The 19588-nt window shown below is 71.9% G+C and carries 15 protein-coding genes; 6 read left to right on the top strand and 9 right to left on the bottom strand.

Features of this window, described 5'->3' with window-relative positions:
• On the top strand, positions 1 to 747 hold a 747-nt coding region (locus tag ACZ43N_RS30830; RefSeq protein ID WP_468102265.1), incomplete at its 5' end, for a hypothetical protein.
• Positions 748 to 797: 50 nt separating this feature from the next.
• The gene (locus tag ACZ43N_RS30825) at positions 798 to 1598 is read left to right on the top strand and encodes a hypothetical protein (protein ID WP_468102263.1); all 801 of its coding nucleotides are present in this window, start codon (positions 798 to 800) and stop codon (positions 1596 to 1598) included.
• A gap of 14 nt (positions 1599 to 1612) precedes the next feature.
• On the opposite strand, the gene ACZ43N_RS30820 is transcribed toward ACZ43N_RS30825, so the two are convergent.
• On the bottom strand, positions 1613 to 1894 hold the full coding sequence (locus ACZ43N_RS30820) for a hypothetical protein (RefSeq protein WP_468102262.1): 282 nt from the start codon (positions 1892 to 1894) through the stop codon (positions 1613 to 1615).
• A gap of 203 nt (positions 1895 to 2097) precedes the next feature.
• Positions 2098 to 3027 (bottom strand): LysR family transcriptional regulator, encoded by a 930-nt coding sequence (locus ACZ43N_RS30815; RefSeq protein ID WP_468102260.1) that lies wholly within the window; start codon positions 3025 to 3027, stop codon positions 2098 to 2100.
• Between the two features lie 70 nt (positions 3028 to 3097).
• Here ACZ43N_RS30815 and ACZ43N_RS30810 point away from each other — a divergent pair, with 70 nt between their 5' ends.
• Positions 3098 to 4075, top strand: coding sequence for a cyclase family protein (locus tag ACZ43N_RS30810; RefSeq protein WP_468102258.1), 978 nt, complete (start codon positions 3098 to 3100; stop codon positions 4073 to 4075).
• A gap of 240 nt (positions 4076 to 4315) precedes the next feature.
• Positions 4316 to 4768 carry a GNAT family N-acetyltransferase gene (locus ACZ43N_RS30805; protein WP_468102256.1) on the top strand — a complete coding sequence of 151 codons (453 nt, stop codon included), beginning with the start codon at positions 4316 to 4318 and terminating at the stop codon, positions 4766 to 4768.
• 31 nt (positions 4769 to 4799) lie between these two features.
• Here ACZ43N_RS30805 and kstD read toward each other — a convergent pair whose 3' ends face one another.
• Positions 4800 to 6608, bottom strand: coding sequence for a 3-oxosteroid 1-dehydrogenase (gene kstD, locus ACZ43N_RS30800; protein WP_468102254.1), 1809 nt, complete (start codon positions 6606 to 6608; stop codon positions 4800 to 4802).
• A gap of 403 nt (positions 6609 to 7011) precedes the next feature.
• Between kstD and ACZ43N_RS30795 the strand changes: the two genes are divergently transcribed.
• Positions 7012 to 7923, top strand: a complete 912-nt coding sequence (locus ACZ43N_RS30795; RefSeq protein ID WP_468102252.1) for an alpha/beta fold hydrolase — start codon at positions 7012 to 7014, stop codon at positions 7921 to 7923.
• A gap of 28 nt (positions 7924 to 7951) precedes the next feature.
• Here ACZ43N_RS30795 and fxsT read toward each other — a convergent pair whose 3' ends face one another.
• The 4 genes from fxsT to fxsBH all read right to left on the bottom strand — a co-directional run bounded on the left by fxsT (position 7952) and on the right by fxsBH (position 16272).
• Positions 7952 to 11890, bottom strand: a complete 3939-nt coding sequence (fxsT, locus tag ACZ43N_RS30790; RefSeq protein ID WP_468102250.1) for an FxSxx-COOH system tetratricopeptide repeat protein — start codon at positions 11888 to 11890, stop codon at positions 7952 to 7954.
• Positions 11887 to 13224, bottom strand: coding sequence for a TIR-like protein FxsC (locus tag ACZ43N_RS30785; protein ID WP_468102248.1), 1338 nt, complete (start codon positions 13222 to 13224; stop codon positions 11887 to 11889). The genes fxsT and ACZ43N_RS30785 overlap by 4 nt, the downstream gene beginning before the upstream one ends.
• A 107-nt stretch (positions 13225 to 13331) precedes the next feature.
• Positions 13332 to 14117, bottom strand: coding sequence for an AAC(3) family N-acetyltransferase (locus ACZ43N_RS30780; protein ID WP_468102246.1), 786 nt, complete (start codon positions 14115 to 14117; stop codon positions 13332 to 13334).
• The gene (gene fxsBH, locus ACZ43N_RS30775; RefSeq protein WP_468102244.1) at positions 14110 to 16272 is read right to left on the bottom strand and encodes a radical SAM/SPASM protein FxsBH, inactivated beta-hydroxylase extension form; all 2163 of its coding nucleotides are present in this window, start codon (positions 16270 to 16272) and stop codon (positions 14110 to 14112) included. Before fxsBH ends, ACZ43N_RS30780 begins: the two co-directional genes overlap by 8 nt.
• A gap of 531 nt (positions 16273 to 16803) precedes the next feature.
• Here fxsBH and ACZ43N_RS30770 point away from each other — a divergent pair.
• Positions 16804 to 17718 (top strand): DUF4231 domain-containing protein, encoded by a 915-nt coding sequence (locus tag ACZ43N_RS30770; protein ID WP_468102242.1) that lies wholly within the window; start codon positions 16804 to 16806, stop codon positions 17716 to 17718.
• Between the two features lie 28 nt (positions 17719 to 17746).
• Here ACZ43N_RS30770 and ACZ43N_RS30765 read toward each other — a convergent pair whose 3' ends face one another.
• Entirely contained in the window at positions 17747 to 18265 is a 519-nt protein-coding gene (locus ACZ43N_RS30765; RefSeq protein ID WP_468102240.1) for a hypothetical protein, read from the bottom strand.
• A gap of 184 nt (positions 18266 to 18449) precedes the next feature.
• Positions 18450 to 19487, bottom strand: coding sequence for a rod shape-determining protein (locus ACZ43N_RS30760; protein WP_468102294.1), 1038 nt, complete (start codon positions 19485 to 19487; stop codon positions 18450 to 18452).
• Between the last annotated feature and the right edge of the window lie 101 nt (positions 19488 to 19588).

The following is a 19588-nucleotide window of genomic DNA, read 5'->3' as shown; positions in this document are numbered from 1 at the left end:
GGGTCGGACGGCGAGAAGGCCGGGTCGGACGGCGTGAAGGCCGGGGCCGACGGCGTGAAGGCCGGGTCGGACGGCGAGAAGGCCGGGTCGGACGGCGTGAAGGCCGGGGCCGACGGCGTGAAGGCCGGGTCGGACGGCGAGAAGGCCGGGTCGGACGGCGAGAAGGCCGGGTCGGACGGCGAGAAGGCCGGGTCGGACGGCGAGAAGGCCGGGTCGGACGGCGAGAAGGCCGGGGCCGACGGCGTGCGCGCCCTCGGAGGGCAGCGGGGACACCGCAGGGCGCTGTCCGCAGGACTGGTCGTCGCGACCGCCCTGACGACCGCGCTGTCGGCCTGGTCGGCCCTGGGGTTGTCCGAGCAGCGCGCGGCGGAGCAGCGGCGGCAGGACGTCCTGGCGGCGGCCCGCCAGTCGGCGCTGAACTTCACCTCGCTGGACTACCGCCACTACGGCCGGGACAGCGCGAACGTGCTCAGGAGCGCCACCGGCGACTTCAGGAAGCAGTTCGCCGCGCAGACCGAGCAGCTGACCGAACTCGTGGCCGAGAACAAGTCCGTGTCCGAGGGACAGGTGCTCGAAGCCGGCATCGTGCGGTCCGACGCACGGTCCGCCCGGGTCCTGGTCGTCGCCGACAGCAAGGTGACCAACACCGCCGTGCCCGACGGAGAGGCGCGCACGTACCGGCTCCAACTCGACCTCGTGCTCAAGGACGGCAACTGGCTGACGTCCGACGTCGAGTTCGTGGGCTGACGACAGGCCTGCCGCAGGAACAACCGGCACGAGAGTTCAGGAGAAAGTCCTTGGCGAACACGACCTCACGAGGCCGCGGTGCAGGCTCCCCCGCCCGCCGCACCATGACCGCGGCCGCCCGTGCGGCGGCCAAGCGCACCCGGCGCGCAGAGCACCTCGGGGACGAGGCCCCACCACGGGTCGAGGAGCGGCACGCCGCACGCACGGTGGTGATCGACGCTCCGGGCGGGTGGGACGACCCGCCGGAGCCGGCACCGGAGCCGGCACCGGAGTCCGAGGAGACACCGGCACCGGAGCAGGCGCCTGAGTCCCAGGAGACGCCGGAGGGGAGCGTGTCCGCACCACGGCCCAGGCGACGGCTGCTCGCCCTGGCGCTCTGCGTCGTGCTCGTGGCGGGTCTGGCCGCCGCATCCGTGCTCGGGTGGCAGTACCGGGAGGGGCTGCGCGCGGAACAGGCGCGGGGAGAGGCGCTCGCGGCCGCGCGGAAGGCGGCGCCCGTCGTCTTGTCGTACGACCACCGGCACCTCGACCGGGACTTCGCCCGCGCCCGCACCCACCTGACAGGCGCCTTCCGCGACGAGTACCGCAGGACCACGAAGACGGTCGTCGGACCGACCGCCAGGAAGTATCACGGCGTGGTGAAGGCGACGGTGGCGGCACCCGCGGGCGGCGGCTCCTCCGCGGCGTCCGTCGTGTCGGCCGGACCGGACAAGGCCGTGGTCCTGCTGTTCGTCAATCAGGTCACCACGAGCACCCAGGTCACGGGGTCCCGCGTGGATCTGAACCGGGTGCGCATGACGCTGGTCCGCACGCCCGAGGGCTGGAAAGTGAGCGCCGTTGACGCACTCTGAGGGCTGTCCCCTCGTCAGCGGTGGATGTGCACGGCGTCGGACGCGGTGCATCGCGAGGCGGAGGGGCGTCCGCATACGGGGCGGGGGCGGGAAACCCGCCGCGCCCGCCGCCCCGGACCGCCGCGCCCGCTCCCAAGGGCGACGGGCTCGGTGATTCGGTCGTGCCGCAGCAGCCACCAGATCCTGTCGTTCGCACAGACGTGGTAGACCACCAGCACGATCAGGTAGGACTTGGCCACCTGCAGGGCGCGGATGTGCCGCAACGCCGCCCAGGCCCCGCCGAGCACGTGTTCCAAGCAGCCGCAGTGGACCGGGGGTGTCGAAGGTGGCTCCTGGTCACCGCCCTGGCCACGGTCCACGGCGGCACCGTGGCGCGCCCGTCGGCTGACACCTCGTGCCCCGACGCGTTCGCCCGGGCCATCGACACCATCATCAAGACGCCCTGACCACCGTCCCCTCGACGCCAGCAGGACCGCGTCGACGCCCCGCGTACGGCCGGTCAGCCGGCGGCCGTGGGGGTCAGCCCCAGGTCCCCCGCCGCCTTCCGCAGGGCGTCCGTCACCGCCGAGACCAGGGGGTCCGGGCCAGAACGCGAGGCTCGGTGGACCGCGGCGACGCGGCGGTGGCCCGCGACGGGAGCCGGCGGAAGGGCGATGGTCTCCGTGGTGGCACCGGCGAGAGCCAGCGTCGGGACGACGGCGGCGCCGAGTCCCGCCCGCACCAGCGAGAGGACGGTCGGGAACTCCCGGCACACGTGAGCGCGCCGCGCGGTGAAGCCGTACGGGGCGCAGATGCGTTCCAGGGCACGCCCGCACGCGGTGTCGGGCGGAGCCGCGACCCAGGGGCGCTCGGCGAGATCGCGCACCGAGCGGGGCGGCGGCGACCAGTCGGCCGGGGTGATCACCCGGTACTCGTCGTCCGCGACGGGCGTGGACGCCAGGTCGCGCCACAGTTCGTCGGGATCGGGATCCGCGCCGTCGTACTCGACGACCAGCAGATCCAGACCGCCGGTGCGCAGTTCCCGCAAGGCCTCGGGGCCCTCCGTCTCGATGACGCGGGGCTCCAGACCGGGGTGGGTGCGGGCGAGGGCGGCGAGGGCCGGGACCAGGAGGTGGCACACCGCCGAGGAGAACGCGGCGATCGCCAGCGGGCCGGTCGCCCGGCCGGTCAGCTCGGCGAGTTCGCGGCGCGCCTCGGCGAGCTCCTGCTCGATGCGTTCGGCGCGCGCGGCCAGCAGACGTCCCGCCGGGGTGAGTCCCGCGCGGCGGCGCGAGCGGTCCACCAGCGGACGGCCCACCTCCCGCTCCAACTGGGCCAGATGCTGCGAGACGGCCGACGGGGTCAGATGCAGCACCTTCGCGGCGTCCACCACACCGCCGCGCAGCGCCACGGCGCGCAGGACCCGCAGCCGGCGGGGGTCGAGTTCCATAAGCGGCACTGTAGCTCCGCTTCAGTAATCCTTGCTTGTGGTGAAGTGTCACTGCATGGAGGATCGGGTCATGAGCGAGAACGACGCACAGTGGCGCGTCCGGTTCGACGCCGAGGTGACCTTCGGCAACGGCGGCGGACTGCAGACGCAGGGCTTCATGCTGGACGTGCCGGGGCCGGAGATCGGTGACGCGGAGCTGGCCGAGCTGCTCGTCCGGCACCTCGGGCTGCTCATGGTCGACAAGGTGCACATCAGCGGCCGGGAGACGGTGCGGGAGCCGCACAAGGGGTCGCGCGGAACGAGCGGCGCGGGCCGGCCGGCCGCGTCCGGCGCGACTGGCGCACGCGAGGGGGACGGCCGCCGGATCGTCGACCTCAGCCACACCATCCGGCACGGGATGACCACCTACCCCGGTCTGCCCGGACCCGAGATCGGCGAGCACCTCACCCGGGACGCGTCCCGCGAGCACTACGCGCCCGGCACCGAGTTCGCCATCGGCCGCATCACGATGGTCTCCAACACCGGCACCTACCTGGACAGCCCCTTCCACCGGTTCAGCGGCGGGCACGACCTCGCCGGGCTGCCGATCGGCACGTTCGCCGACCTCGACGGCGTCGTCGTCCGCGTCCACGACGCCGCACACCGGGCCGTCGACCGGGCGGCGCTGCTGCCGTACGACGTCACGGGGCGGGCCGTACTGATCCACACCGGGTGGGACCGGCACTGGGGCACCGAGCGGTACGGGCACGGACACCCCTACCTCACGGCGGACGCCGTGGCCTGGCTGGTCGAACAGCGGGCGGCCCTGGTCGGCATCGACTCCCTCAACATCGACGACACCGACGACGGCACCCGCCCCGCCCACACCGGGCTGCTCGCCGCCGGCATCCCCGTGGTGGAGCACCTGCGCGGCCTGGAGCAACTCCCGCCGCAGGGCTTCCGCTTCCACGCCGCGCCGCCGGCCGTCGAGGGGATGGGCACATTCCCCGTACGGGCATACGCACTCCTCGACACGGGCGACGACGGCCGCGCCGAGGACGGCCGCTGAAATTCCGCAGGCGCGGGCCGGAAGGGGTGTCTAAGGGCTGTCCCGTAATCCCCGGCGGGCGCACGACGCCGGCTACGGCACCTCGCCGCGTTGTCGGAACGCCCGCATACATCCAGTATGCGGACGCCCCTCCGCCTTGCGATGCTCCCCCACTGCCTGAACGGCGTGGGAGGTGCCCCCAGCATCCGACGCCGTGCGCTGATCCACCGCGGATTACGGGACAGCCCTTAGGCTGAGCCGGTGACCGCCCTCGACATCCAGCGCGTGGACGGATCGGCAAGCGACGAGCAGCTCGAAGCCTGGCGGTACGTCCACAACACGATCATCCCCGCGCACCTGCTCTCACTGGACGACGTCCGCGAGCGCGCCGTCCGCAACCACCTCGAACTGGCCTACTCGGATGGCGTGTTGATCGGCAACTCCACGGTCCGCCCGCCGGGCGGGGACGACGCCACGGCCATGGTCATCGCGCGGGTGCTCGCCGAGCACCGGGGACGCGGCCTCGGCGGGCAGCTGTACGAGCGGGCGCTGCGGCGGGCCCGGGAGCTGGGGGCGCGGGTGATCGAGACCTGCGTACTGGAGTCGAACGAGGACGGCCTCCGCTTCGCCGGGAGGCAGGGCTTCGTGGAGACCGAGCGTTACCAACTGGACGGCGACACGGCTTGGTGGATCGACCTGCGGCTGGCCGGGTAGCTCCCCCTTCCGAGCGGCCCGGCCGCCGGGATCACAGGGCGCCCGCCAGGTCCAGCGCGGCCACGTAGCCGAAGGTCATCGCGGGCCCGATCGTCGAGCCCGCCCCCGCGTAACTGCGGCCCATCACCGCGGCGCTGGCATTGCCCGCCGCGTACAGACCGCGGATCACCGATCCGTCCGGGCGCAGCACGCGGGCACTGGCGTCGGTGAGGAGGCCGCCCTTGGTGCCGAGGTCGCCCGGGACGATGCGCAGCGCGTAGTACGGCGGCAGCCACAGCGGCGCCAGGCAGGAGTTGGGCTGCACGGACGGGTCCGTGTAGTAGTGGTCGTAGGCGCTGTCGCCGCGGCCGAAATCGGTGTCGTCGCCCTGCCGGGCAAGGGAGTTGAAGCGGTCGACGGTGGCGCGCAGCGCGCCCGCGGGGACGCCGATCGCCGAGGCGAGAGCGTCCAGCGACCACGCCTTGTGGGCGGCCCCGGCGTCGTACCACTCGTCGGGGAACGGGAACGTCGGCACGATGTCCTTGAACAGGTACCGGTTGCGGTAGTTCTGGTCGACGATCAGCCAGGCCGGGACGTGCCGGGCGGACGGGGTGTCACGCTCGTACATCGTGTGGACGACATCGCTGTACGGCCCGGCCTCGTTGACGAACCGGGCACCCGCCGCGTTGACCAACAGGCCGCCGGGGAGCGTGCGTTCGGCGAGACAGAACCAGGGCTGTCCAGGCGTGGCGATGGCCGGCCCCCACCAGGCGTCGTCCATCAGCGCCACGTCGGCGCCCGCGCGCTGCCCGGCGCGGATGCCGTCGCCGGTGTTCTCCTTGGCGCCCACGGACCAGTGGGCGATGGGCTGCTCCTGGTACCGCTCACGCATGGCGGCGTTGTGCTCGAAGCCGCCGGAGCCGACGATGACGCCGCGCCGGGCGCGCAGCAGCCCGGGGGCGCCGTCGCGGGTGACGACGGCCCCGGTGACCGCCCCGTTCTCCGTGTGCAGGTCCGTCAGAGGCGTGTTCAGCCACACCGGTACGCCGGCGGAGAGGAGCCCGGCGCGCAGCCCGCCCGCGAGGGCCTGGCCCATGGTGAGCGGCTTCTGCCCGAGCAGCGCGGCCTTGGTGCCCCGCGCGAGGCACTCGGTGGCGACGGCGACCCCCTTGGCGCTCACGGCGGTCAGGGCGAGCCACTTGTAGTCGGCGCTGAAGACGACCATGCCGGGCGGGGTGGCCAGGTACGGCGGGTTCAGCCGGGCGAGTTCGGCGCCCAGCACGTTCCCGTCGAACTGGTCGGGCTCGATGGAGCGGCCGTTCGGCAGACCGCCGGGCAGCTCCGGGTAGTAGTCGCTGTACCCCTCCATCCAGCGGAACCTCAGCGGGCTGTTCGCCATGACGAAGGAGAGCATGGCGGGGCCGTGGTCGAGGAACGCCTTCTGCCGGTCGGCCGGGACGTCGTCGCCGACCACGGCCGCGAGGTACTGGGCGGCCTTGGCCGGGGTGTCGGGAACACCGGCGGCCTTGATGACACTGTTGTTGGGCAGCCAGATCCCCGCGCCGGAACGGGCCGCCGAACCCCCGAAGGTCGGCGCCTTCTCCACGACGACACAACTCAGCCCCTTCTTGGCCGCCGTCAGCGCGGCGGTCATCCCGGCGGCACCGGAACCGATGACGACGACGTCGTAGGTGCCGAGCAGGGGAGGAGCCGCGGCCGCTTCCGCCGCGACGGCCGTACCGCCGAGCCCCCCGGCCGCCACGGCGGCCCCGGCCCCGGCGGCGGCACCGAGCACACGCCGCCGCGAGGGCGCGGCGGCCGGTACGGTCGAACGTCCGTGGGGGTCCGCGCTCTTGGGCATGCAGGTCGCTCCAGCCTGGTGAAAGGGGTGGGTGGCCGTGCTGTTCCCCGGGAGACACACGTCGCCCCTGCGTCCCGGGTGCGGTGCGGGCCTCGAATCTGACGGGAGGAGATGGCGAAGTCAAGACATTCGCCGGGCGACATGTTCCGTGCGGGAACGACTTGCCGTTCCACTTCTCCGAGTTGAGGTGCGCCGGGCGGACCGCGACGACGCCCTCTCGCGCCGGTGATTCGGACGCGTGACCCGGAAGGGTCGGCTCCCTCACGCGCGCATGGCCGGATGAGGTGCGTCGCCAGAAGCCCGAGCCGTCGTCACGTGCCCGAACCGTTTCGTGGGAGGGGCGAGCGGGAACGGTCCGGGCAGCGTGGTCCCGGTCCTCAAGGACCGAGGGAGGGGGAACGCTGTGCATGACCTGGCACGGGCACCGGCCCATGTCCGGGCGCCCGACGGGCGGCTGCTCCGGGTCGAGTGCTCGGGGGACCCGGCCGGGCGGCCCGTCTTTCTCTTCCACGGCATGCCGGGCAGCCGAGTCGGCCCGCGACCGCGCCCGATGTTCCTCTACCAGCGGGGGACCCGCCTCATCAGCTACGACCGGCCCGGCTACGGGGGCTCCGACCGCAGAGCGGGGCGCCGCGTCGTGGACGCGGTGGAGGACGTGACCGTCGTCGCCGACGCGCTCGGCGTGGACCGGTTCGCGGTGGTGGGACGCTCCGGGGGCGCCCCACACGCCCTGGCGTGCGCCGCTCTGCTGCCGCACCGGGTGACCCGGGCGGCGGCCCTCGTCACCCTCGCGCCCCGTGACGCGGCGGGGCTGGACTGGTTCGCGGGCATGGCGCCCTCGAACGTGCGGGACTTCCACTCGGTGCTCACCGACCCGCAGGGCTTCACCGACCGGCTGATCCCGCGCTCCGCCGCGATCCGCTCCGACCCCGCCCGGTTGCTGGAGGACCTGCGCGCGGACCTCACCGACGACGACCGTCTGATCGTCTCCGACAACGGCATCCGCTCCATGCTGCTGCGCAACTACCACGAGGCGGTGCGGACCTCCCCGTACGGATGGTTCGACGACGCGCTCGCGCTGACCTCGCCCTGGGGCTTCGACCCCGGCGAGATCCGGGTGCCCGTGCTGTTCTGGTTCGGGGCGAAGGACGTCTTCTCCCCGGCGGCCCATTCGTCCTGGCTCGCCGAACGTATCCCGCGGGCCACGGCCGTCCTCGAACCGGCCGCAGCCCACTTCGCCTCGCTCCGTGCCCTGCCGACGGTGCTGAGCTGGGTCCTCAAAGGAGCACCGCTGCCCCTGACACCGCCGGTGTGAGCCATGGGGGTGAGCCCGCGGATCCGCCTCAGACCGCCAGTGGCTCCAGATCACGGTAGACCCGCCGTTCCTGGGACACGAGGTGGGAGATGCCGTTGCCCTCGCCCAACTGACGGCTCTGCCGCGTGAGTTCCGCGATCGTCTCGGCCCGCAGGCGCTCCGCCTCCTCGGTCCGGCCGAGCCCCCGCAGCGTCAGGGCGGAGTTGGCGACGACGCCCAGCGCCTCCGGATGGTGGGAGCCCAGTACCTGCTGGAGCGCGGCCCGGGCCGGCTCCTCCAGCTCCCACGCCTCCTCCGGCCGGCCCTGTTCGGCGAGGATGTTGGCGTAGTTGGCCTGGCAGAAGAGGGTGTGCGGGTGCTGGTCGCCCAGTACGTCCGCCATCCGGTGCATCACCCGCCGGAACACCGCCTCCGCCTCCTCGGCGTCCCCGCAGGCCCAGTGGTATATGCCGAGATTGTTGAGCGCGGCCTGGGTGTACGGGTGCTCCTCCCCCGGCACCCGCACATACTCGGCCAGCGCGGCCAGCGCGATCTGCCGTGCCTCCTCCCGCTCGTCGGCGGCGTACAGGTCCGCCGCCCAGTTCAGGTCGCAGGCGAGTGAGTCCGGGGTGTGGGCGTCGTACTGCTTGTGGTACTGCTCCCGGGTCGCCCGCGTCAGCCGCAACGCGTTCTCGAAGTCCCCGGCCCGTCTCAGCGACACGGCCAGCGACTTCGCGCAACTGAGGGTGCCGGGGAAGTTCTTGCCCAGCACCCGTTTGTGCGCCTCGTACGCCTCCGACAGCAGGGCCACCGAGTCCGTGTAACGGCCCACCTCGCGCAGGTCACGGCCGAGGCTCGTGGCCGACGACAGCGTGTACGGGTGGTCGGGGCCGAGGACGTCCCTGCGGCGGCCGTAGGTGTCCTGGTCGATGTCCCGGGCGTCGTCGTAGCGGCCGACCATGCGCAGCGCCAGCGCGAGGTTGTTCGCGGCGCTCAGCGTCCGCGGGTGCGACTCGTGGAAGATCTGGCTGAACCCCTGGTGGGCGTCGCGGGCCAGCTCCACCGCGTTGCGGTACTCGCCGAGGGCCGCGCAGTCGCTGGCGAGGGACGAGGTGGTGATGTACGTGTGGGCGTCGGAGGGGCCGAGGACGCGGCGCTGGTGTTCCACGAGGTCCTCGTCGATCGCCTTGGCCTCCACGAAACGCCCCTGGGAACGCAGGACGTTGGCGAGCTGCCCCCGCAGGTACAGATACTGCCGGTCGTTCTCGCCGAGGGTCCCCTGCCAGTGCGCCAGCAGTTCCTCGGCCAGGCCCTGGGCATCCGGGAAGGCACCGCGCTTCCAGAGGTAGCGGATGCGGTCGATGAGCAGCCGGCGGGGCTCGATCTCCGTGCAGTCGCGTACGTCCGAGGGGCGCAGATGGGGCCAGATGGCCTCGAACAGCGGCCAGGTCTCGGGGTCGTCCGTGGGCTCGTCGTCGTCGGGCCGGGCGCCCGCCAGGACGGTGTGGACGACGTGCCGGGCGCGCCGCTGCTCGTCCACGGTGAGCTGGGAGCGGATCACGGCCTGGACCAGCCGGTGGATCTGGACGCTGTTGCTGACCTGGTCGACCTTGGCGAGGGCCAGGCGGGCTATCTCACGAATGACCCGGCCCAGCATCAGGTTCTCCTGGAGGGCGGGGTCCACCTTCCGCAGCTCGTCGCGCATCTCCTTGCTGTAGAGCAGGCGGGAGGAGATCGGCTCGGGGGCCATGAACGCGCACAGCTGGAGCAGCCGCACCGACGCAGGTGAACGTTCCGCCAGGCGGGCGATCGAGATGTTCCAGGTCGCGGCCACCGTCATCGGGTAGTCGATGGGCTGGTTGAGGTCCAGGACGTGGGTGGTCTGCTCGGTGAGATCGCGCAGGTACTCCTCGACGGGGGTGGCCGTCTCGGCGAGCCAGGCCGCAGCCTGCTCCACGGCGAGCGGCAGATCACCGACCGCCTCCGCGACCCGGTCGGCCTCCTCGCTGCTCAGCCCGGGCGCGCGCAGCGAGAGATGATCGATGCTCTCCTGGCGCAGGAACACATCGACTGTCAGTGAGGCGCCCCGGTCCGCCCAGGCCTGGTTGCGGGAGGTGACGAGGATGTGCCCGCCGCCGCCCGTCGGGAAGAAGGGCGAGAGGACTCCGGGGTCGTCGGCGTTGTCGAAGACCAGCAGCCAGCGGGTGGTCGGTACTCCGCGGGCCAGCATGTGTACCGCTTCCTGGCTGGCCAGCGCCATGTCGTCCCCGCCGGGCGCACCGATCCTGGAGCCGAGGAGGGCGAGCGAGTCCCTGACGTTGTCGACGTGCTCCGCGGAGATCCACCACACCAGGTCGTAGTCGGCCATGAACCGGTGCACGTACTCCAGCGCCAGCTGGGTCTTGCCGACGCCCCCGAGCCCGAACAGCGCCTGCGGACGCGGCAGTACGACGGACATGCCGCCACGGAGCTGCTCCCGGAGTTCATCGAGGATGACGCTGCGCCCGGTGAAGGTGGTGTTGCGCTGGGGGGCGTTCCAGATGGCCGGTGCCCGGCCCGGGAAGCGGGGGTCGGACGCTCCGGTGGCCACGGGCTCGGCCCGCAGGCCCAGCGCCTCCAGAAGTGCCCTGGCACCGCCCGCCTCGTCCATCCGGTGCAGGTCGACCGGGTCCACGGTGTGGCCGGCCGGCCGGACGTCGTCCACGCGGGCGTGGGCGGATACGGCGGCGGGGGCGTTCTGCAGGGTGCGGGTGAGCACGCGTCGTACCGACTCCGCGTTGCGGGACTTCTGGAAGGCGTGCGACAGCAGGTACAGCACACGGGTCTCCGCGCCGGGCCTTTCCCGCGGTTCTGTGGCCACGTCGTGCAGGGCCACCCGGCAGCCGGCCCGTTTCAGCACGCCCTCGGCCCACTCGGCCCACATGCGGTTCTCCGCCGCGTACACCACGAGGACCTCCACCGTCCGCGTCGCCGGGGACTGCCGGGTGAACGCCTCCAGACAGCGCAGCCGCACCGGTTCGGGCACCGGCGGCAGCTGGGTGACCTCGCCGTCGGAGAGCACCGCCGTCAGCCGTTCGAAGGCGGACAGCAGGGAGTTCGCGATACCGCTCTTGTCGCCGACGGTGGCGAGGGTCTCCTCGTAGGCGTAGTACGGGCGGTAGGGGATCTCGACCGTGCCCCAGTACGCGGTCAGCTCCTCCGGGGTGAGCTCCTCCCCGTCGGCCCCCTTGGGCAGTCCGTCGAACTTCAGCCGGGCCAGCGCCCGCCCCGCGTCGACCTTCTGCTTCTCGCCCTCGTCGATCCGCATCGGCACGGGCAGCACCCGGATGCGGCGCTTGCGGTAGCCCATGGCGACGGTCTGCGCGACGGCGGCGGCCCCGTCCAGTGCCTGGCCGCTGAGCGTGAAGCAGTCGACGAGCACATCGGGCATCTGGATCGTGCAGATGTCCGCGTTGTCGGACAGGCCCGTGCGGCTGTCGATGAAGACGTAGTCGTAGGACGCCTTCATGTCGTCGCGAAGGGCGTCCAGGAACAGACCGCCGCCGAGCCGCTCGTAGAAGTTGTCCCATTCGAACGAGGAGACGGTCGCCGAGTACTCCCGGTTCTGCCGTCCCGCGGACAGGAAGTCGAGCGTGCCGCCGTCCGGGAAGGACAGGCCGAACCGCTCGGGTTCGAGGGAGACGGCGTGGTCCTCGACACGCGCGTAGTCCAGGTGCCAGGGCCCGGAGCGGGGTTCGCCCGTGGTGGCCGCCCAGGAGTACTCGGTGATGATGTCGATGACGCCGGAGGTGGCGGCCAGGGCGTTGGGGTCCAGGAACGGCTCGAAGAACCGGTGCAGACCCGGTGCCTCCAGGTCCCAGTCGACGGCCAGTACGCGCTTGCCGTTGGCGGCGAGGATCCAGGCCGTGTTGGCCAGGGCCATCGTGCGGCCCGTGCCGCCTTTGTACGAGTAGAAGGTGATGATGCGTCCGCCGGACCGGGCCGTCATGCTTCTCCTCGGGGGTCGGGACCCGCGCTGGTGTACGGCGGGTAGGTGGGGCCCTTCAGCCGGGGTTGCTCGTAGTGCGGGCCCTCGGGTGGATGCGCCTCGGCCTTCTTGAGGTACTGCCGGGTCAGGTGCGCCACGACGGACGGCAGCACATCGGTGAACGCCTTGAGCGTGGGTACGCCGTTGACGGCGATCCGGAAGTCGGTGCGGCGGCCCCGGTCCAGGATCGACGCAAGGGTGCGCTCGAGCTCGGCCTTGACCTCCCGCCCCTCATCGCCCTGGCAGGGCGTGTCGGCGCGGTTCCAGGGCACCACCGCGGCCACCCAGGGCTGGGCGGCGGAGTCGAAGGCCTTGAGTCTGCGCCGCCGTTCCTCGTCGAGGACCGACCAGCAGTCGACCAGCAGCAGCGCGGGACGGCCGGACGAGGTGGACTCGGTACCGGGCTCGGGGCCGGAGCCGCCCGTGGTGAGGTCGGCGGTGACCGGATCCGAGTCGTCGAAATCGGACACCGTGATCTGGTAGTCCAGCGATCGGATCAGCTCCTCCGCCAGCACGGACAGCGGCCGTCGTGACTCGTTGTGATACGGGTTCCATTTCAGGGCGCTGTCGCCGTACGGGTCGGTGCCGCGGCGTTCCGGAACGGTGTGGCGGGTGGGCGCGGCCACGCTGATGTGGATCCGGCGGGGCCCGTCACCGGGCGGCCGGAAGGCGCTCGGCATCGACTCGAACGGGCGGGGGTCACTGGACGGCAGCGGTGTCTCCTCGGCGATCTGCACGATGCGCTGGGCCAGCATCAGGACCGTCTCGTCGTACTCGTCCCGCAGCCGTTTGAGCTTGATCAGTCCGTAGATCCCGTGGGACAGATAGCGCTCCCCGAAGGCCGTCTGCTCCACCTGGATGTTCCGCACCGACTCCGGCAGTCGGTTGAGGTCGACGCGGGTCCACAGCACCGGGACGATGGCCGGTATGTCGCCGGCGCCCGAGTCCCGCGCCTGGCGCATCCGGTCGGTGAAGGCGAACCACTCCCGGCCGCAGTACGGACTGCTGAAGTAGCGCGGGGAGTACAACGGCACGAAGACCCGGCAATGGGCGAGATTCAGGCTGAGCTGCTCCGGCCAGCCGGCCCCCGACCGCATCTCCCGGTCGATGAATCCCACGGGGGCGCCGTCGATGGCCGTGAGCTCCAGGATGTCCTTGCACAGGTCCTTGAAGAGCGTGTGCACCCAGTGGTTCGGGTCGCCGCTGCCGGGGCCCGAGGACGGCGTATGGGCGTAACTCAGGAAGAAGTAGGGCCTCTTGTCCGGAACCATCCGCCCCCGTGCGTAAGTGTTCACATGCCCCCCGCCTCTGGACGCCCTCGTTCCCCCGCCGGAGAGTCATCTGGCCGGAGCCAACAATGTGCCTGACCCGCCCGGGTACCGGATGGCGTGTTTCACGTCAATCATCCGCGATATCCGGACATCAACCTGCTTGCCGTGTCGACCGCGTCGCGTACGCCGATCCGCACGACCCGCCTTCCCGCCCACTGCCGTTCCTCGTACAGGGCGCGCGGGACCCGGGCCCCGATCTCGCCGAAGTCCCCGTCGTGCAGGTCGAGATCCTCGTACGTGATCCAGTTGCCCTTCTCCTGCGTCACACAGCGGTACGTCCGTCGCGCCGGGAGAGGTGTCATCCGGTACTCGGCGAGATGAAAGGCGCTGCACACCTCGAAGCCCACCCGCAGCAGCAGTATCCGCGCGTCGGCCTCGTACAGCCTGGCCATGGGGGAGCCCTCACCGAAGTGGCAGTGCGGATCGTGGCCGTCGAGCAGCTCCGCGGCGCGTGGACCGAGTGCGGCGAAGGACGTCTGCGGGTGGGCGCTGCGGACCGCGCCCGGTGTGCTCCGTACGCATTCGGCGAGAGCGCCCATGGTCGGGCAGGGGGTGGCGTCCTGCTCGAACGGCGGCATCCCCGCCCGGAACTCGGTCTTCTCCTGCTCCGTCATGCCCTCGACCATGCGGCGGTACTCGCGGGAGGTGTCGGAGTTCTCCGGTGTGAACGCGGGCACGACGAGTGTGCCGTCCGGGCCCAGTGCGCGCAGCAGCACGTCACGGACGGCGGTGGCGCGGAGTCCGGTGCCGCCCAGGGAGGAGTGCACCATGAGGATGCCCCCCGGCCGGACGCCCAGCTCGGTCAGAGTGTCCTGGAGCTGGTGCAGTAGGTGCTGAGGGCGAGTGGCATCAGCCATGGAGCGCTACCCATTCCTCTTGTAGTTCCTGGACCAGGTACGTCCCGCTCTCCGTGAGTTCGTCCACGAAGAACGCGGTCAGGCGTTCGAGGGCGTGCCGGGCTCGCCCGAGTTCCTCGTCGACGGTGAACCGGTCCTGACCCGAGGCCGCCCTGCCGAGACACGCGCTCGCCTCGTCCAGGAGGCGTCCGGCACCGGTGCCGGGCACATGCAGGTCCGCCACCTGGCGCAGGGCGGCGAGCCTCGACCGCCGTGCCAGCAGGGGAAGTTCGCGGACGAAATCCTCGGGTTCGAAGTCGACGGCCAGACCCAGCGCGTCGGGCGCGGAGGCGCCGAGCACCAGACCGGAGCCCGCCCGGAGAGGGGTGACGGTGGTGGCGAGGAGGACCTGGGAGTCGTCGCGCAGACCAGGGTGACGCTCGTCCAGCAGGTCGTGGGCGGTCCGGAGCCGCTTGCCGAACAGCGCGAGATCGCTGGGGCTCAGCGGGGCGGCGACCGGCGCGGTGTAGCGGTCCCGGTACGGGTCGGCGTCGTCGATGAGCAGCGTCGGGCCGCCTGCCGGGCCCAGCCTCTCCAACGGCCGCCACTCGGCCGACGACCGGCCGCCGCCGTGGTCGGAGGCACGCCACCGGAAGTCGCCGTCGGCGACCGTGAACTCGACGCGGCCGGGCCGCGGCAGCCGCACGGTCCCCAGCGTCGGGAGGTACACCTCGGTGTCCGGCTCGTCCCAGCCGAGGGTCGCCTCCGCGCCGGCCTGTACCGCGGCGGCGACGGCCGTCGCCATGAGCCGGGGCAGCCGGCCCCGTGCGTCCGTGGCGCCGAGCAGGGAGGGACGCAGATAGGGGTGCGAGAGGACCGTGTCGAGCGCCACGCCGCTGGCCTCCCCGGCGTCCAGCCGCAGCAGCAGCTCCCACGCGCTCTCCCAGCCGGGCCGGCCGGTGAGGTGCCGGTGCGCATCGGCGACGAGCAGCCTGCTCAGCTCCGTCTGGGCCAGCCGGAGTTCCCCGATGCCGGTGACGGACGGCACCAGGGCGCGTTCGGTGATCCGCTCGGCGACACCCTGGATGAGCGCCCGGAGGTCGGCGCAGAAGACCGACGGGTTGTCGAACCCGCGCTCGACGCTGTACCGGTGGGCATAGAGCCCGCCACCGCAGGACTCCATGACCGGGCAGGCGCGGCACGTCTCGCTGAGCCCGTCGACGCCCTTTTGACGGGCGCGGACACCGGGGTGGTCCGCGAACTCCTCGAACGTGTGCCGGAAGACGTCATAGCCGGTGGCCGGGGCGCCGTCGTAGGCCGTCTTGAGTGAGTCGGCCTGTTCGAACGTACCGTCGGTCTCGATCACCGCGAGGTCGGACGGAGCCAGCCCCAGGGCCTCGGTGAGGCTGGGGCCTCCACGGAGTGTGCTGAGCACCGAGTCGAAGGTCCTGACCGGCATGGGCCGCCCTTGCTCCTCCCAGCGGTCGAAGACCTTGAGCAGCCAGTCCGCGTACGGCGTCCCGTCGCCGTGGCCCGGCGGTGGGCTCGCCCAGGTGGAGTGGGGGAGCAGGTAGTCGATCCGGGGTGGTTCCAGCGCGGTCAGCGCGTCGTGCACCGCGATCGGGTCGTTCGCCACGTCCACGGTGCACAACAGCCCCTGGTAGAGATGCCGGTACTCCGGGAGGCGGAGCAGGTCGACCGCCCGCAGGACGCGGTCGTAACTGCTGCGGCCCCGGCGGTCGAGTCTGTGGCGGTCGTTCGAGGCCCGGTCGCCGTCGAGGGAGATCCCGATCTTCACGCCGAACTCCCGGAAGACCTCCAGATGCCGTCGGCCCAGTTGTAGGCCGTTGGTGTGAATGCGCAGGTCCAGTGCGGTGACGGGCGTCAGCACACGGGTGAGTTCCGCGCAGATGTGTCGCAGTCGGGCCGGGCCGGCGAGCAGGGGCTCGCCTCCGTGCAGGATCACCGTGACGGATTCCGGAGCAGTGGCGGTCGCGTACTCCGCGAGGCGGCGGGCGACCTGGCCGAGGGCCTCCTCGGCGATCACGATCGGTCGCGCACGCCAGCTCTGGTCGGCGTGCTCGTACACATAGCAGTGGTCACAGGCCAGATCGCAGCGGCTGTGCACCTTGAGGACCAGCTGCTGGATCGTCTGCCGGCCGTGAGAGTCCGTCACTTCTCGAAGTGTACGCGCAGACCGTCCGGGAGAGACGGTACGACAAGACCCCAACCTCCGTGTTGATCAAGGAAGTTGGGGTCACGGCGGGGTGAGCTTCAGAGGGACGAGTTGAACCCGGCGCTGCGCGTCTCACGAAGGTCGATCAGCCGATCGGTGGACCGCTGGGCGCCGGTGGCACGCGAGTCGATCGTCCCGAGGGAGGGCGTCCGCTCGGTGGCCGGTCGAGCCGCTTCGGGTCGGCGGGTCGGCGTCGTGCGCGAAGGGTTCATGTCTTTCCCGTCTTGATCAGGGGACCAATGTGCTGTCATCGGTCCCTTGCCGACGAGATCCCGGGGCGAGGGCCTGGTCATTGAGGTTAGGACGACACTGTGGGTGATGTTTCTATCATGCACGCCCTATACCATGCACGCCTCCGGAGGTAAAGGGTGCCTTGGGCGTATGTGTGATTGCGGCGCCCTGGTGGAGTCCTCGAATTGACGAGAGCATGATCTGCCTCTTTGTCTCCAGACATCTGTGCGAGGTCCTCATATGGCTGCCACGCCCGGCCCGAGCACCACGGTGAGTGATCGTGACATGCCCCCCTTGTTCCATGTCTGCGACCGGCTGGCGCTGGTCCATCAGGGGGAGTCCTTCCGGATCGTGCGGTGGCAGTTGTCCGTGCTGCTGCTCGCCACCGCGACCGCCTCGCTCGCGGAGCGGATGGGGAGCCGGATACCGTCCGCGGTCGCGGCCGTGCTGTACGCCGCGACCATCGGGATCGGTATCCACGCCTCCCGGCGGCGGGCCCGGGCGCACTGGCAGGCACATCGGGCCGCCGCCGAGGTCATCAAGTCGCTGGCCTGGCAGTACATGGTGCATGGCGGCCCCTTCCACTCACGGCTCGTCCACCCCGAGGCACTGTTCGCGGAGCGGCTGGAGGAGCGGCTGAGCGAGCTGCGGAAGGTGGGGTGGGAGGACCCCCGGGAGAGTTCCGCCGAACTCGGGCTCGGGCAGATCACCCCGAGCATGCGGGCCGTGCGCGCCAAGCGGTTCGCCGCGCGCCGGGACATCTACCTCCGGGACCGTGTACTGGAGCAGCTGGTCTGGTACGGCGGCAAGGCCGGCCAGGCACACCAGGCGTCCGTGCGCTGGTCGGGCGTCACCACCACGCTGACCGCTTTCGCCCTGATCACCGCCGTGCTGCGCGCCGTCGGGGCGATCGGCAGCCGCTGGGACCCGACCGGTGTGCTCAGCGCCGCCGCCGCGGCCGGGGTGGCCTGGCAGGAGGTCCGCCGGCACCGCCCGCTCACCTACGCCCACAAGCTGGTCGAACAGGACCTGGACACCCACCGCGTCGCCATGAGCACCACGGTCACCGAGGACGGCTGGGCCGACGCCGTCACCGAGGCCGAGCGGCTGGTCTCGCCCCAGCACACGGACTGGCTGGTGCGGTTCGGGTCCTGACGAAAGCCGAGCCGTGATCGAGGGGGCGTCAGGCGCGCCGTACTCCCGGGCTCCACAGCACCGTCACCGGGACGCCCGTCCGCCGCGCATAGGCGACGATGTCGGCCGTGCCGCCCAGGCCCCGGGCCGGTGCGCCGTCCCAGACGGCGACCATGCGGTCCGCGTGGTCGACGATGTAGCGGCCGGCCGCGTAGTACGCCTCGTCGTGCGTGCGTTCGTACGGCAACTCCACCCGCTCGGAGCAGCATTTCAGGAGCCGGCGGTACGCCGCCCGCACCTCGTCGCCGCCGAGGTGGGTCTCGTAGTCCATGCCGGGGATGACGGCCGTGAGCGGGACGCCGCAGTCCAGAGCGATCTGCGCGAACAACTGGTCGGCTCCGGCGGCAAGGCTGCTGAGGGCCCGGGCCGACGGACGGTTACGCAGCTCCGACCGGATGCCGGACCGTACGACGGACAGGGCCGCGTCCGGGATCTGCCGGTGTCCGGTGATACCGATCCGGGTCACGGGCCCTGGCATCCGTGCGCTCACCTCCGTGGCCGCGGTCATCCAACCCACCCTAGCGGCGGGGGACTTCGGCGAGAACGACGCGTACGGGTGTTCGGTGGGGCGTCGTGGGCTCACGCAGGCGACGGCCGGGTGACGGGCGGGGGCCGACCGCCCCGGTGTGCTCCTGATGCTGCCGCCGCCCGCGGGAACGCCGGACAGAGGGGCCGTGGGCCGGCGAGGACGCTCAGTCGCTCACCGGGTCCAGGCGCAGGGGCTGCAGGCGCCCCTCCAGCATCGCGCCGACGCCCAGGGCCGCGCAGACGTCAGGTCGTTCCGCGATGGTGACCGGCATGCCCGTCGCCTGGCGCAGCATCTGGTCGAAACCGGGGAGCAGGGCGCTGCCGCCGACCATCATGATGCCGCGGTCGGCGAGATCGGCCACCAGATCGGGCGGGCAGTCGCGCAGGACCTTGCCGATGCCGTCGACGACGGCCGTCAAAGGGGTCTGGATGGCGTCGCGCACGGCCGCCGTGTCCACGTGGACGGAACGGGCGAGACCGGTCGCCACGTCCAGGCCGTGGATCTCGGTGGAGGCGGGCCCGTGTGATGTGAGGCCGTTGCCGGAGAGGGCCAGCTGGAGCGGCCGTACCGACTGGCTGGGCAGGGTCAGCTCGTGCCGCAGACGCAGGTGCTGCACGATCGCCTGGTCGATGGCCTCGCCGCCCACCGGGATACGAACGGCGTTGACGACCGATCCCAGGGACAGCACCGCGAGCTGGGTGGCCGCCGCCCCACAGACCATGATCATGGTCGCCTCGGGCTGCTCGACGGGCAGACCGCAGCCGACCGCCGCCGCGATCAGCGTGTCCACCAGCTCCACCCGGCGGGCGCCCAGACCCACCAGCGTCTCGATCGTGGCGCGCTGGGCGAGGGGGTCCGCGTCGTGCGGGGCGCAGGCCGCCGCCCGGAGTACGGGCTTGCGGCGCAGCGTGCGGCGGACCTTGTCGCCGAGCAGGTGGCGCAGCATCCGCTGGGCCATGTCGATGTCCACCACCGTGCCGCCGGAGACGGGCCGGGCGACCCGGATGTAGTGGGGTGTGCGGCCCGTCATCCGCTCCGCGAACTCGCCGACCGCGATCAGCGCGCCCGTCCTCGTGTTCACGGCGGCCACGCTCGGCTGGTCCACCACCAGGCCCGCGCCCTTCACGTACACGCGGGTCCGCGCCGCGCCCAGGTCGACGGCGAAATGGCAGCGGCGCAGCTGCTCCAGACTGGCGGTCATGGTCGTCATGGCGGCGGATCCTCCCGAGAGCACGGGCTGTGCGGGCCCCGCCCTGCGGCGGTTTCCCTTGTTCCCTTGCATCGTGCGGGCGCGGGAGGCCG

This window comes from Streptomyces sp. NPDC030814 (genome assembly GCF_055572155.1).
This window is presented reverse-complemented; position numbering and strand designations above follow the sequence as displayed.